General features: G+C 46.4%; 13 protein-coding genes. 9 read left to right on the top strand and 4 right to left on the bottom strand.

What is annotated here, in order from left to right; translation table 11 throughout:
* Positions 1-727: 727 nt before the first annotated feature.
* Positions 728-1,174, bottom strand: coding sequence for an organic hydroperoxide resistance protein (locus CLV42_RS27060; RefSeq protein ID WP_106605107.1), 447 nt, complete (start codon positions 1,172-1,174; stop codon positions 728-730).
* Positions 1,175-1,232: 58 nt separating this feature from the next.
* On the bottom strand, positions 1,233-2,009 hold the full coding sequence (locus tag CLV42_RS27055) for a DUF1223 domain-containing protein (protein WP_106605065.1): 777 nt from the start codon (positions 2,007-2,009) through the stop codon (positions 1,233-1,235).
* 324 nt (positions 2,010-2,333) lie between these two features.
* On the opposite strand from CLV42_RS27055, the gene CLV42_RS27050 reads away from it, so the two are divergent.
* The 9 genes from CLV42_RS27050 (at position 2,334) to CLV42_RS27010 (ending at position 11,736) form a co-directional block, all read left to right on the top strand.
* Entirely contained in the window at positions 2,334-2,693 is a 360-nt protein-coding gene (locus tag CLV42_RS27050) for a DUF7674 family protein (RefSeq protein ID WP_106605064.1), read from the top strand.
* A gap of 119 nt (positions 2,694-2,812) precedes the next feature.
* Entirely contained in the window at positions 2,813-2,893 is an 81-nt protein-coding gene (gene kdpF, locus CLV42_RS34635; RefSeq protein WP_044219073.1) for a K(+)-transporting ATPase subunit F, read from the top strand.
* A 17-nt stretch (positions 2,894-2,910) separates the two neighbouring features.
* Positions 2,911-4,623 (top strand): potassium-transporting ATPase subunit KdpA, encoded by a 1,713-nt coding sequence (kdpA, locus tag CLV42_RS27040; RefSeq protein WP_106605063.1) that lies wholly within the window; start codon positions 2,911-2,913, stop codon positions 4,621-4,623.
* 82 nt (positions 4,624-4,705) lie between these two features.
* The gene (gene kdpB, locus CLV42_RS27035; RefSeq protein ID WP_106605062.1) at positions 4,706-6,760 is read left to right on the top strand and encodes a potassium-transporting ATPase subunit KdpB; all 2,055 of its coding nucleotides are present in this window, start codon (positions 4,706-4,708) and stop codon (positions 6,758-6,760) included.
* A 23-nt stretch (positions 6,761-6,783) separates the two neighbouring features.
* Complete coding sequence (locus CLV42_RS27030) at positions 6,784-7,347, top strand: K(+)-transporting ATPase subunit C (protein ID WP_106605061.1); 564 nt, start codon at positions 6,784-6,786, stop codon at positions 7,345-7,347.
* An 11-nt stretch (positions 7,348-7,358) separates the two neighbouring features.
* Positions 7,359-7,946 (top strand): GNAT family N-acetyltransferase, encoded by a 588-nt coding sequence (locus CLV42_RS27025; RefSeq protein ID WP_106605060.1) that lies wholly within the window; start codon positions 7,359-7,361, stop codon positions 7,944-7,946.
* 111 nt (positions 7,947-8,057) lie between these two features.
* Complete coding sequence (locus tag CLV42_RS27020; RefSeq protein WP_106605059.1) at positions 8,058-9,182, top strand: sensor protein KdpD; 1,125 nt, start codon at positions 8,058-8,060, stop codon at positions 9,180-9,182.
* A 1-nt stretch (position 9,183) separates the two neighbouring features.
* Positions 9,184-10,881 (top strand): HAMP domain-containing sensor histidine kinase, encoded by a 1,698-nt coding sequence (locus CLV42_RS27015; protein ID WP_106605058.1) that lies wholly within the window; start codon positions 9,184-9,186, stop codon positions 10,879-10,881.
* A 135-nt stretch (positions 10,882-11,016) separates the two neighbouring features.
* On the top strand, positions 11,017-11,736 hold the full coding sequence (locus CLV42_RS27010; RefSeq protein WP_106605057.1) for a GNAT family N-acetyltransferase: 720 nt from the start codon (positions 11,017-11,019) through the stop codon (positions 11,734-11,736).
* Positions 11,737-11,820: 84 nt separating this feature from the next.
* Here the strand turns inward: CLV42_RS27010 and CLV42_RS27005 are convergent, their stop codons facing one another.
* Together CLV42_RS27005 and CLV42_RS27000 are read right to left on the bottom strand one after the other, a co-directional pair.
* Positions 11,821-12,744 (bottom strand): EndoS/ChiA family endoglycosidase, encoded by a 924-nt coding sequence (locus CLV42_RS27005; RefSeq protein WP_106605056.1) that lies wholly within the window; start codon positions 12,742-12,744, stop codon positions 11,821-11,823.
* 116 nt (positions 12,745-12,860) lie between these two features.
* On the bottom strand, positions 12,861-15,227 hold the full coding sequence (locus CLV42_RS27000; RefSeq protein WP_106605055.1) for an ABC transporter permease: 2,367 nt from the start codon (positions 15,225-15,227) through the stop codon (positions 12,861-12,863).
* Positions 15,228-15,229: the final 2 nt, after the last annotated feature.

Below are 15,229 nucleotides of genomic sequence, written 5' to 3'. Positions count from 1 at the left end.
CGCCAGAATAGGTAGAGTTTTCACTATAGGCTCTGTTTTAATTCAAGGGTATAGAGTATTTAATTGAAATACAGGTTTATTACTGCTTCAGTTCACATGCTACAATTCCATTCAAATGTTGCTATTGGTTGTGTCCAGCTGCAGCATTGTCTTTCAATACCACGGTGCTGCACGTAGGCGGTTCTCTGAACGCCACGGTTCTCTCCATAGAAACTGTGTCTCTTAAGGCTTCAATGCCACTGTACGGGATAGTGTTGTTCTCTATACACTATTGGTCTCTCTTAGAAACTGTGTCTCTTAAGTTTCAATGTCACTGTACTAAATAAATGGTTATGCTTTCTAAACGCTTCCGGTTCTCTCTTAAAAACTAGGTGTCTTTTAATCTATTTCGGATGTAATATTAAACAATAATACTATAACAAGTATACATAACTGTCACGATAACATTTATTTTCTTTTGTCTGAAACGTAGAATTGTAGCGGTTTTTTAAGTGTATTATTTCATTAATTAATTGATTGGCAGCATAGGCGGGTGTGAGTAATTTGTAAGTATATATTTTCTCACAACTGTAAAAAAAAGTCGTTTAAAGAGAAAAAATACTGAATACCGTAAGCCCGAAAATGCCTAAAAACAAAAAACCATCTCAAAAATGAGATGGTTCCGGTTTCCCCATTCAACTTCACCTATCATATATCTATATGATATTCCTCACTGAAATATTACGATTTAGATCAGATTGGTCTCCACCTTTATATTTCCATGAATAGCTTTGGAATATGGACATGTCTGATGCGCCGTTTCTAAAAGCGATTTTGCCACCTCTGTGTCTACTCCTGGTAAATGCACATTCAGACGCGCCTGCAGGAAGTAAGCAACTCCCGATAAACCCAGGTCTACCTCTGCATTCACATAGAAGTCTTCCGGTAAAGTCACTTTCGCTTTTGCTGCAGCAATACCAACCGCGCCCATGAAACAGGCTGACCATCCTGCGGCAAACAGTTGCTCGGGATTAGTACCTGGATCTGTGCTTCCCGGAGAAGATAACCTGATATCCAGACGTCCATCTGAACTGCTTGACTTCCCCTCTCTTCCTCCGGTTGTATGTGTCTTACCTGTATATAATACTTTGTCAATCCTGGGAGTACTGATCACTCCATTGTTTGTATTTTCCATGATCTGTATATGTTTAACTTTTATTGAATTGTTTTCTTTTGTTGTTTTAATAGCCCTGTTAAAACTCATTTCTGGTTGCTGCTATGATCTTGCCATCTGCATTCCGCTGTACAAAACCGATCAACTCGAAATCATTCTCATTAAAACCAACCGGCAACTTCATCTCCACTTCTTTATTACTGTTTACATCCACCTGTGCCAGATCCCGTACTATCTGCACGTGAGACAATTTCCTGCCTGAATTTTCACCGGCTTTCACATCACTGTGTGCCACCTTCTCTACCAGGCCAAGCACTAACGTTTCATTCTTTCCCACACCTGATACCTGGTGTCCTACATATAATTTACCCTGTTCAATCCGGGCACTCAGACCTACGCTGGCTGTAGATGGCTCATCCAACCCTTTCGAGATCGCCTGCACAATAGCGCTTGCGTTTGAACCTACAAACTCGTTTTCACCATTGATCACCACCTGCGGTGTATAGACAGTGGAAAGCCTCATCCAATTGGCATATTGCCCCTGCCTATCTGAGTATCTGTGATCGCTGAAGCGGTCTTTCCAACCCTGGTGGTCCCAGTAATCAACATGGAAGGCCAGGATATAGATCTGTTTGTTCTCATTGTCCTGCTGAATACGTTCCAGCAGTGCATCTGCCGGCGGACAACTGGAGCACCCTTCCGAAGTGAACAACTCCACAACAGCGAATCCCTTGCTATCCTTCGCTTTCTGTACATCTTTCATCATTCTTTCATTTGATACGTTTACGAATGCGGCCATACCGATAAGCAGGCCTACTAAAACGGAACTGATAATTATTATGTTAACTGGTCTCATGTGTTTTGATTGAATCGTTGAATAATGTCGATCACAGTACAAATGGACGACTATTCCGGAAGAACACATAGTGCTATGGCGCCTGTCAGCCAAATCAGGTGGTGAACCGGACATCCGGGGGCGCCAATATCCAGGGAAAAGTCTGCATTGATCCAAATTGATAAAGGTTTCTCAAAATGAGAGGGTTTTAGAAAGCCGTTCCGGCTGGCATACCAGTGCCTGAGAATTATAACTCCTTGCCCCTGAAGGCTTACAAACAAAGCGGCATCTAACTCCCGGAAGCGGGCATGCCATTCGCCTTTATATCCCTGTAAATCGTTTTCTATGAACCAATATGAAGCCGCCGCTCAGATAGCGGATGAAATACCAGAAATACAAAAGGAAATAGTATGCGCCCCTGTTTTTGGCAGCGCATACCTCTCTGTAAAGGTATTGGCTAACTATACCGCCAGGATGTTGCAACAGCATCAGCTCCGTCAGGTACAACGTTGTATGACACTTGCTGAAAAGATCTACAACCGTGGTAACCAGCTGATGAAAACCGCCATCGAAAATGTTTTCATCTTTTCATTCTCCAGCTTCAGAATGTCCTGCAGCCGACAGGAATGGTTGGAAATACAGCGGGTAATGCCGGCTGTGCTCTTTTCCCTCTACATCCAGCAGGTATTGAAGCCGGGCGTATAATCTATCATCTAAAAAACACCGTCATATGCTTATCGCACTCTATCTGCTCATCATGTTTATTTGCTTTTATCTCTTTTATAAATCAATAGATTTCTTCGAAAACATATAATTGAATAACTATGATGACATTACTCTTAATAATATCCATCCTCGTATTTATTTACCTGGTGTATGTTCTTCTGAAACCTGAAAAATTCTGATCTCAAACCGATTACTAATGAACAGCGAAATAACAGGTGTGATCCTCACCTTTATCATAACACTGGTGATTGCGTTCCCGCTGGGTAAATACATAGCGAAAGTATTCCAGGGTGAACGCACCTTCACCGACTTCCTCAATCCTGTGGAACGTTTTATCTTCCGCATCTGCGGGATAGATCCTCATAAAGAGATGAACTGGAAGCAACACATGGCGGCCTTGTTATCTATTAACCTGGTATGGCTGATCTACGCCTTCTTTATGCTGTTGTTCCAGTCACATCTGCCACTCAATCCGGATGGTAACCCGGATATGACGCCTGACCTGGCATTTAATACAGCCATCAGTTTCCTGGTGAACTGTAACCTGCAACACTATTCAGGTGAATCCGGACTTACCTATTTCTCCCAGCTATTTGTTATCACCTTCCTGCAATTCGTATCTGCTGCCACCGGTGTAGCCGCTGTAGCAGTGCTGTTCAGGGCCTTTGCCGAAAAGACAACAGAGAAACTGGGTAACTTCTTCGTATTCTTCACCAAAACGATCACCCGCATACTGCTCCCGCTGAGCATTATTATGGCCATCATACTGGTGTTCAATGGTACTCCTGCCAGCTTTGACGGGAAAGACAGTATTGTTACCATGCAGGGCGATTCCGTACAGGTATCCAGAGGTCCTGCGGCCGGTATGATTGCCATTAAACACCTAGGTACCAATGGCGGCGGATGGTTTGGTGCCAACTCAGCACACCCGCTGGAAAATCCGAACTACCTGACCAATATGGTGGAGATCATCGCACAGGTGATCCTCCCAATGGCACTCATCTTTGCCTTCGGATTTTTTATCCGCAGAAGAAAGCTCGGCTATGTCATCTTTGGCGTCATGACAATCGGCATGCTGACGTTTATGATCCCAACCCTCATCTCCGAAATAAGCGGCAACCCGGTGCTGAGCCATATGGGACTGAAAGACATCACCGCTATGGAAGGTAAGGAAGCACGTATAGGCGTACCCGCTTCCGCCTACTGGCAGGTAATGACCACTATCATTTCTACAGGTTCTGTCAACTCCATGCACGACAGCTCCATGCCTCTATCAGGCGCTATGCAGATGTTAGGGATGATGACGAACTGTTTCTATGGCGGTAAAGGTGTAGGCTTACTGAACTACTTTATCTTCCTCATCATCGCCGTATTCATCTCCGGACTGATGGTAGGACGTACACCCGAATTTATGGGACGTAAAGTAGAGGCCCGTGAAATGAAGATCGCCGCTATCATCGCGCTCTTCCACCCATTCCTGGTACTGGTAGGTACTGCCTTGTCAGCCTACTTTGCGGCACATCATCCGCAGATAGCCTGGTCCGTACAACCCTCCGCATGGCTCAACAATCCATCCAATCACGGATTTTCAGAAATGCTGTATGAGTATACATCTTCCTCTGCCAACAACGGCTCCGGCTTTGAAGGTTTGGCTGACAACAATATTTTCTGGAATATCAGCACCGGTATAGTCATGATACTCGGCCGCTTTATTCCTATCATCGGTCCGGTGGCCATCGCTGGTATCCTGGCCAAGAAGAAATATATCCCTGAATCCGCAGGTACATTGCAGACAGATACCGCCACATTCGGTATCATGACCTACGCTGTGATCATGATCATTGCAGCACTGGCCTTCTTCCCTGCACTGACCCTCGGACCTATAGCAGAATATTTCCAGTCCTTTTGATAAAAACCTCGTTGTTACTATCCTACATCTAAATCGTCTGGTTATTATCCTGTGACAACCTTGTTCGCAAAACTTGAATTATATGTCTGAACACAATCATAATAAACTTTTTGAACCGGCACTGGTGAGCGGTGCTTTAAAGCAGGCCTTTGTCAAACTCTCACCAAAGATCATGTTCCGCAACCCGGTAATGTTCACCGTGGAGATCGGTACAGCTATCATGCTGGTGGTTACACTCTATACTACTATTACCGGAGATAGATCTCAGGGTTCCTTCGGATACAACCTCGCCGTGTTTATCATCCTGCTGCTGACCCTTCTCTTTGCCAATTTCGCGGAAGCGATCGCTGAAGCAAGAGGTAAGGCACAGGCAGAAAGTCTCCGTAAAACAAGAGAAGAAACACCTGCAAAGAAGGTGTTGCCAATTGGCGACATCTACACCAACGAGATCAAGATCGTGCCTTCTTCACAGTTACGTAAAGGCGATTTCTTCATCTGTGAAGCGGGTGATATGATACCCATGGACGGTGAGATCATTCAGGGTCTGGCTACTATCGACGAATCAGCCATTACCGGTGAATCTGCTCCCGTGATCCGTGAATCCGGTGGTGATAAATCGTCCGTAACAGGCGGTACGAAAGTATTGAGCGACAAGATCAAGGTACGCGTGACCACCGATCCCGGTGAAAGCTTCCTCGATAAAATGATTGCACTTGTAGAAGGCGCCAGCCGTCAGAAAACGCCCAACGAAATTGCGCTCACTATCCTGCTGGCAAGCTTTACGCTGGTCTTCACCATCGTTTGTGTCACCTTAAAGCCTTTTGGTGATTATGCCAATACGCCTATCACCATTGCTGCTTTTGTTTCTCTGTTTGTCTGCCTGATACCGACAACCATCGGTGGTCTGCTCAGTGCCATCGGTATCGCGGGAATGGACCGTGCATTGAGGGCCAACGTTATCACTAAAAGTGGTAAGGCGGTGGAAACTGCCGGCGACCTGGATACACTGCTACTCGACAAAACAGGTACCATCACCATCGGTAACCGTAAAGCCACTCACTTCTGGCCTGCCTATGGCGTCGGTAAGAAAGAGTTCATCGAAGCCTGTGCCATGGCCTCTATGGCAGATGAAACACCTGAAGGTAAATCCATCATAGAACTGGCGGCAGAAAAGAGTATTAAAGTGCCCCAGCTGGCCAGTGAAGAAGCCACCTTTATTGAGTTCACGGCCGAAACACGTAGCAGCGGATTAAACCTCAACGGACTCCGTATTCGTAAAGGTGCATATGATGCCATCCGCCACATCGTACTGAAAGCTGGTCATGAATTCCCCGCCGAAACAGAAGAGAAAGTAAAAGAGATCTCTTCCAATGGTGGTACGCCGCTGGTAGTAAGCCGTAACGAAACAGTGATCGGTGTGATCGAACTGCAGGACATTATAAAACCTGGTATACGTGAACGCTTTGAACGGCTGCGCAGAATGGGTGTGAAGACAGTAATGGTGACAGGCGATAACCCGCTCACAGCAAAATATATCGCTGAAAAAGCAGGTGTGGACGACTTCATCGCAGAGGCCAAACCTGAAGATAAAATGATCTATATCCGCAAGGAACAGGAAGGCGGTAAACTGGTAGCCATGATGGGCGACGGTACAAACGACGCTCCTGCGCTGGCGCAGGCCGACGTAGGCGTAGCGATGAACAGCGGTACCCAGGCGGCGAAAGAAGCCGGTAACATGGTGGACCTCGATAACGACCCGACTAAACTGATTGAGATCGTGGAAATCGGTAAACAGTTACTGATGACACGTGGTACACTTACTACCTTTTCCATCGCAAACGACGTGGCAAAGTATTTTGCCATCGTACCAGCACTTTTTGTAACCGCTATTCCGGCTTTGCAGGGACTCAACATTATGCATCTCGCGTCTCCGGAGAGCGCTATTCTTTCTGCCGTGATCTTCAATGCACTGATCATTCCTGCATTGATCCCACTGGCACTCAAAGGCGTGGCCTACAAACCTATCGGCGCCAGCGCGCTGTTGCGCAGGAACCTGCTGATCTATGGTTTCGGTGGCGTTATCATTCCTTTCATAGGTATCAAGATCATTGATCTGTTCCTGACCCTTTTCATGTAATTACTGATCAAACAAAAACAACAATGAAAAAGTATATATGGCCTTCAATAAAGCTGACCCTCTTCATGGTACTGGTGTTAGCGGTTCTTTATCCTGCCCTGATCGCGGCTGTATCCAAAGCTGCCCCTGGACAGGGAAAAGGTGAAACAGTGTCTGTAAACGGTAAAGTAGTGGGTTATGAAAATGTAGGTCAGCGTTTTACAGAAGATAAATACTTCAATGGCCGCCCATCTGCCGTTAACTATAATGCCGCCGGATCAGGAGGTTCCAACAAGGCAGCCTCCAACCCGGACTACCAGAAAACCGTACAGGAACGTATCGATACTTTCCTGGCGCATAACCCTGGTGTAAAGAAAGAAGACATCCCTGCTGAACTGGTAACGGCTTCCGGCAGCGGTCTCGACCCGGACCTCTCTCCTGCTGCCGCCCTGATACAGGTAAGACGTATCGCAGCAGTACGTCATCTGTCTGAAACAAAGCTGATGACACTGGTGTCTGATCATACCGAACGTCCGCTGATGGGTATTGCCGGACCTTCAAAAGTGAACGTGCTTAAACTCAATGTAGCCCTGGACACATTAAAATAAAACTATCCGAAATGGACAACGACAGAGTGATCGTCAGAAAGGCGGTGCTTTCAGATTGTAAATACGCTGCATCCATCACTGCAGAAATGGAGGCATCCGCCAAAGCAAGAGGTACCGGTATCAGCAAACGTTCTGTTACCGCTATCATGAAAAAGATAAGAGAAGGGAAAGCCGTCATAGCGCTGACCGTAAACAAGATCTGGGTAGGTTTCTCTTATATCGAATCCTGGAGTAATGGAGAATTTGTTTCCAACTCCGGCATGATCGTTAATCCGCTGTTCCGCGGACAAGGGATCGCTTCCCGTATCAAGAAAAGGATCTTCCAGTTATCGAGGGAAAAATACCCTACAGCAAAATTATTCAGCATTACAAGTGGACTGGCCATTATGCGGATGAACAGCAAATTAGGTTTTTTACCAGTCACCTTTAATGAAATAACCAGGGACCCGGAATTCTGGAAGGGATGCAGGAGTTGTGTTAACTTTAATATCCTGCAGAAGAAAGGGTGCCGGCACTGTCTCTGTACAGCGATGCTTTATACGCCTCCCGCTGTACAAAAAGAAGAAAAGGAAGCACTGCTTTTAGCCAGTGTGTACTGATCTCTCTAACCTGATTCACCTCACTCCTTCCGTACTAAGCTACGGGCGCTTCTCCGGCGGAGAAGACCTGCCTGGGTTTAGACGGAGAGTGAGTTTCTGAACATCAAGCCTATGAGCGAAAAAGAAAATAACGCACAACACTTCCTCGACCTGATCCGTCAGTCCAGGAGGGGAAAGTTCAAAATATACATCGGTATGAGTGCCGGTGTAGGCAAGACCTACCGCATGCTGCAGGAGGCCAGGACCTTGCTGCGCAATGGCGTCGATATCAGGATCGCCTATATAGAAACCCATAACCGGGCAGAAACACATGCCCTGCTGGACGGTTTACCCGTCATCCCCCGCAGGGAACTGTTCTACAAAGGCAAAGCCCTCGAAGAACTGGACATGCAGGCAGTGTTGAACCTTCACCCGGAGGTGGTGGTCATAGATGAACTGGCCCACACTAACATAGAAGGTAGTAAGAACGAAAAACGCTGGCAGGATGTGATGGAAATACTGGAAGCAGGCATTAACGTCATCAGTGCGGTCAATATCCAGCATATTGAAGGCCTGCAGGACGAAGTGAAATCCATCACCGGCGTAGATGTGGCAGAGCGTATCCCCGACATCGTACTCCAACAGGCAGATGAAGTCGTGAATATTGACCTTACCGCCGATGAGCTGATCACCCGTCTGAAAGAAGGTAAGATCTATACACCTGATAAGATAGCCATCGCCATCAGGAACTTCTTCCAGCCAGAAAGGATCCTTCAGTTAAGAGAACTGGCGCTGAAAGAAGTAGCTACCCAGGTAGAACGTAAAATAGATTCATCACTGCCGGTTAGCGCCCAGGCAAGAAATGAGCGCTTCCTGGCATGCATCAGCAGCAATCATGTTATAGCGAAGAAGGTGATCCGCAAAACAGCCCGGCTCTCTAAATATTATCAGTCCAAATGGTATGTACTCTATGTACAGACGCCCAAAGAAGACGGCGACAGGATCGGACTGGCAGCCCAGCGGCACCTGATCAACAACTTCAAACTGGTGATGGAACTGGGCGGAGAAGTGATAAAGCTAAAAAGTACTAATATTGCGAAGAGTATCATGCAAACCGCCGAAGAAAAAAAGATCACAACGATCTGCATCGGCAAGCCACATCTCAACGTAATGGGTATGCTGCTGAATACAGCCGTATTCTCACAACTGCTGGGCAAGTTGTCTGAATCGGATATTGACATTATAATTCTCTCGTGACATGCGCCTGAAAACGAAACTAAGTATAGGCATTGGATTTTTATTTATTGCCATTCTCATCTCCGGTATCCTGGGGATCTTCTCCATATACCAACTCAAGAATGACGCACGCCTTATCCTGGAGGATAACTACGAAACATTGGTATACAGCAATAACATGCTGGCATTAATGGACCGCGTGCCCTTCGATTCCAGCGTATTCCCCGAATTCGAAAGCAATCTTGCCAGGCAGGAAGCCAATATCACGGAACCAGGTGAAGGACGCGCTACAGCTGCCGTCAGGAATACATTCGATCTCTTAAAACATGATCCTTCCAACGACTCCCTGCAAACAATTATCCGCCGGGAGATCTACAAGATCAATACCGCCAACCAGGAAGCCATCCAACGGAAGAATGCGGTAGCTGAAAGAAATGCCAGGCGTTTCAGCAACTACACAGTATTCATCTTCGGCTTCCTTGCACTCATTGCCTTCACACTGGCAGTGAACTTCCCCGGTATAATCAGTGAGCCGGTAAAGACCCTGTCAGAAGGTATCAAAGCCATTGTGAATAAGGATTATTCTAAACGTATCCGCATCTCCCAGCACGACGAATTCGGAGAACTTGCACAGGCCTTCAACAGCATGGCAGAAAAGCTGGATGAATACGAACATAGTAACCTCGCCAAGATCAAATTCGAAAAGAGCCGTATCGATACCATTATCAACCAGATGAACGATGGTATTATCGGTCTTGACGAAAGCAGAAATCTCCTCTTCCTGAACAAGGTTGCTGAAAAGCTGCTCGGCCTGCAGGAAGCAGAGATCAGGGGCCATTATGCACCCGACATTGCGCTCCACAATGACCTGATGCGCAACCTGTTGAAGCAGGATAGTGCTAATAAAGAACTCAAGATCTACGCCGACGGAAAGGAAAGCTATTTTCACCTGGACATTCTCAACGTAACAAACATTGATAAGGTCATTGGTCAGGTGATCGTATTACGTAATATCACGCCTTTCCACGAACTCAATGAAGCAAAGACCAACTTCATTGCAACGATCTCCCATGAGCTGAAAACGCCGATCGCTTCCATTAAAATGAGCGCCCAGCTACTGACAGATGCTCGTATAGGTAACGTCAACAGGGAGCAGGAAGAACTCGTAAGAAGTATCACTGACGATGCAGACCGTTTGCTCAAGATCACCAGTGAACTGCTCAACATGAGCCAGGTGGAAACAGGGCATATACAGCTGAAGATCGAGCCGGTATCACCGGATATCATCATCGACAACGCCACCAATACCGTCAGCGCACTTGCGCAACAGAAGAACATCGCCATCCGCGTCACTAAACACACGAACGGTAATAAAATAATGACAGACCCGGAGAAAACAGCCTGGGTATTGACCAACTTCCTCACCAACGCCGTGAAATACTCGCTCGATGACGCAGAGATCGAGCTGACCACATCTCTCAAAGACAACAACATAGAATTTACCGTCTGCGATCATGGCAGAGGCATTGAAGAGAAATACCTCTCCCGCATCTTCGACCGCTATTTTAAAGTGCCCGGTACGCCGGAAAAGGTAGGTACCGGACTGGGATTATCCATCTCCCGGGAATTCATAGAAGCACAGGGTGGAAGGATCTGGGTAGATAGTAAACTCGGGGAAGGAAGTACGTTTGGTTTCAGCCTGCCGGTGTATCACGCATAAGTAAAGCAATAAAACCGGCAGGTATAAAATAGTACCCCCAATCAACATATGTAAACGATTATTTCCTTCGGATGTTTCACCTTTGTACAAGCTAAGCACAGTTATTATACTTAGATTGTTATTTCAACGTGAGCTATGAATCTGAAAGAAAAAAACATTGAGAACATCCTCTCCTTATGGACGATAGTAAATACACCCTTTAATGCGAACCATAACAGGGAAAACTATAGCTATTGCTATCTCCCCTTCTCCGACTGGCCCAACAGGCTATGGTCCTGGAACTATACGCCCGAAGTACTGGACAACGCCATCAACGAAATGCGCAATGGAAAGGAAAGCCTGAAGATCTCCTCCTGGGAAGATAATCACGACCTCTTTGTTTCCAAAGGACTGGAACAACGGTTCCAACAAACGGGGATGTCCCTTCAGTTGGCGGAAAGACCTGTATATGAGAAAAGGCTTCGGCTGACAAGAGTAACCAACGAAGAACAGGCAAAGCAATGGATTGACACTTTTACTATCCCATTTGGCTATCGGATCCACGAAGACGTAGTGGCGCAATCCTGCAATAAAGTACCGTTCTACCTGGTCTTTCTTGAAAACGCCCTCATTGGAACAGCCCTGTTACATATTGAGGATGGCATAGCAGGCATCCATTCCGTAGGTATACTACCCGAAGTACGTAGAAAAGGATATGCGGAAGAGATTATGAATATATTGATCGATATGGCGATAGATAGCAATGCTACCCATTGTGTGTTGCAGGCTTCCGCGATGGGACAAGGTATTTATACCAGAATGGGATTCACAGAAGACTTCCTGTTCACACATTACGTATTACCGGCTAATAGATAAAAGCATGGAACTCATTAAGCACCTGAACGGAGTAATGGCGATCGTCCGCCATTACTCCATCCCGCATTTAAAAGGATATCGGTTTCATCTCAATGCCCTGAAAATCCGATTCGTATAAGAAGAATCAACATTCCCGGCAAACACCATAATACCTGCCTTATTCCCACTCCCGGGTAACCAGTTTGCGGCGGTGATTGCAGTACTCACAGAATTATACTGCTTGGAAACACCAATCATGGTCTTATTCGATCCGATGTAATTGGCCCAACGATTGAACCTGGTCGTATTGTTCTGAAAATAGCCCATATCCTCCACAAAGTTCAGGTACTGCGCCACAGTAGGAGATTGACCAATGGCATATCCCGCCTGCGCGCCACTGTATATAGCGGCAGTATACACAGTATTAGCGCTATTGGAAGATAGTGGTCCGAAGTAACTGCCCAATTGCTTCACGAGATTAGTAAAGTTCGTATTAGCAGCCGTACTGCCCAGATGTTCTACATCAAGTGCTATCCCATCAAAATGCAGTGAATCAATAATACAGGCTTTCACAAAGGCAGCAAACTGCTGATAATTCAGCCCCTGCCCGTTATAAGTCGTAAAAGGTGTAGTGGTATTCCAGGATGGTGCATCATCCACATTCATCAATACCTTCACACCTCGCTGTTGTAACACACGCACATGGTTAATAATAGACTTATAGGAATGATAATTAGGATTAACATTCAGTATATAACTACTGGAGCTGCCATAATGCACAGAATCCGCCATCTCCCAGCCAGTACCTTCAAACAGCACGACTACATTCGCCTCGTTGGCAAACTGCGTGAGTGGTAGCTGATTGGGAGTAGCATCAAAGGCATAATAGGCCACTTTAAAATGTGCAGGTAATGCTTCAGCAGTAGTGGCTCTGGTGGCAGGTTGCGACTGTTGTGCTGATTCTTTCTGGCAGGAGATAACAACTGCCAGTAAAGCAAGATACAGGCTTGCAGAAAGGGATGTTTTCATAACCAAAGGAAAGAGGGTTTGCGTGGAATAACTTGTCACTGCTAATGTAGCTGATTCTTATCTTGTAAGATCAACACCAGCTAATCAGGACAAACAATTCCGGGAGCCCCAAGCCCCTATTCCCTCTTCAAACTCTTCACCGGATTCACCATCGCTGCCCGTATTACTTCATAACTAACCGTCAGCAACGTAATACTGATCACCAGCAATGCGGCAAACACAAACACGAACCCATTAATAGCAACCTTATATTCAAAATGCTCTAACCACGCATTCATCGCCAGCCAGCCGATAGGAATCGCTACCACAATCGCCGCCACTACCAGCTTCATAAAATCAAATGTCAGCAATCCGGTAATATTCAGCACCGAAGCACCCAACGCTTTCCGTACTCCAATTTCCTTCACACGGCGCTCTGCTACATAGGCCGACAATCCCAGCAATCCGAGACAGGATATAAATATCGCCAATGCGGCAGATAACCCCGCCAATGCCTGCGTACGCTGTTCTGCATCAAACAGCTTCGCATATTGCTGATCCGTAAACTGATAATTGAAAGGATAACCCGGGTTATACCGGTTAAATATTACTTCCGCTTTCTTCAGGTACTCCGCAACGGATCCGGAAGTGTTGAACCTGATATGCAGGGTGTTAAACCAGCTTGCAGGACCTTCAATGACCACTGGCGGCACTGTTCCGTAAGAAGAACCAATAACATAGTCTTTCACAACCCCCACTACCTTCCAGTTCACATTTCCGCTCTGCCGGATGAGCTGTCCTATCGGGTCCTTGAATCCCATCACCTTCACCGCTGTTTCATTCAGCAACACAGCAAAACTGTCTGTCGGATAACGGTGAATATCTATATCCCTTCCCTCCTTCAGCTGCAATCCCACAGTTTTAACCAGGTTTGCGTCAGCGCTGAACAAAGCGATGGTGCCTTCAAAATTGGTCGGTTTACCTTCCCATTCCAATCCCCACGTATTACTACCACGTTCTGTAATGGCAGACATGGTTTTCGTTACTGACGCGGCGATACCCTCACTGATCAGATCATGTCTGATCAGGTCATAATTCTTCGCAATATCTCCCTCAAAGTTCACATTGATAAGATTACTCCTGGAATACCCCGTCTCCCGCTCCTGGGCGTACCTGATCTGGTTGCGGATAACAATGGTCGAAATGATCAGGATAACAGCAAACGTGAACTGGAATATCACCAGCACCTTTCTTGGAGACAATCGCCCTTCCCTGCCCCTGAATCCGCCTTTCAGTACACTCACAGGTTTAAAAGCAGAAAGATAAAAGGCTGGATAAGACCCGGCCAGTACCCCGGTGATCAATATAAAGCCCAGGGCACTCACCCAGAAGCCTGTACTACCATAGGGAATGGAAAGTGGTACATTTACCAGCCCATTAAAATAAGGCAGGGCCTGATGTACGATGGCCAACGCAATAGTACCTGCAATAAACGACATCAACAGTGCTTCTGTCATAAACTGGGAGATCAGCATCCCCTTCCCTGCCCCCGCCACTTTACGCACACCTACTTCCTTTGCACGTTTCTCACTCTTGGCAGTGCTCAGGTTAATAAAATTGATACAGGCAATTAACAGAATCAATATCACGACAACAGTAAACAACCGTACCACGGTAATACGCCCGCCCGATGGCTTTCCATCCTTAAACTCTGCATAAAGATGCCATTGTTCAAGCGGGAAAAGGAAGTGCGTCCACACCTCAGGATTGCCGGAGTAACGCCGCGCAATCCCCGCTATCTTATCATTGAATGTAGTCACATTGGTATTAGGCTTCAGCAATACAAACGTCGATATATTGTTACTGAGCCAGCTGTCATTATTCCAGCCTATTTTACGCAGATAATCCCAGGGCAACAGATACTCAAAATCGAAACGGGTATTTGACGGAAGGTGTTTCAGCACCGCTGTTACCTGGAAATAATCAACAGAATCGATCTTAATCACCTTATTCAGGGCATCCTCTTTTCCAAACAGCTTCTCCGCCAATCCCTCCGTAATAACAATGGAATTGATCTGCTTCAGGGGTGCTGTGCTTGTTGTCCCGACAACCGGGAAACTAAACATCCGGAGAAATGCAGGATCTACAAACCCGCCATTGATGCCTGTAAAACGTTTATCCCCTGCCGTCAGCAGCAGGCTACTGACATCCGCCAATCGCGCGGCACTCTCTATTTCACCAAAATCCTTCTTTAAAGCCGGCCCCAGCGGCTGCTCTGTCTGATTGATCACGATTTTCGTTCCATCAACAGCAGTCAGACCCCGCACCTCATACAGGCGATCCTTATTTTCATGAAACTTATCAAAGCTGATCTCGTTTTGCAGCCATAAAAATACCAGTCCTGCCGCTGCCATTCCTACGGCTAAACCGGAAATATTAATAATGGAAAAGCGTTTAGTGGACAGCAAACTACGCCAGGCGATCTTTAAGTGGTTTCTTATCATGG

Origin of the sequence: Chitinophaga ginsengisoli (genome assembly GCF_003014595.1) — a bacterium.
Classification (GTDB): Bacteria; Bacteroidota; Bacteroidia; order Chitinophagales; family Chitinophagaceae; genus Chitinophaga; species Chitinophaga ginsengisoli.
Note: the sequence above shows the minus strand (reverse complement) of the source record. Positions and strands in the feature narration are given on the sequence as shown.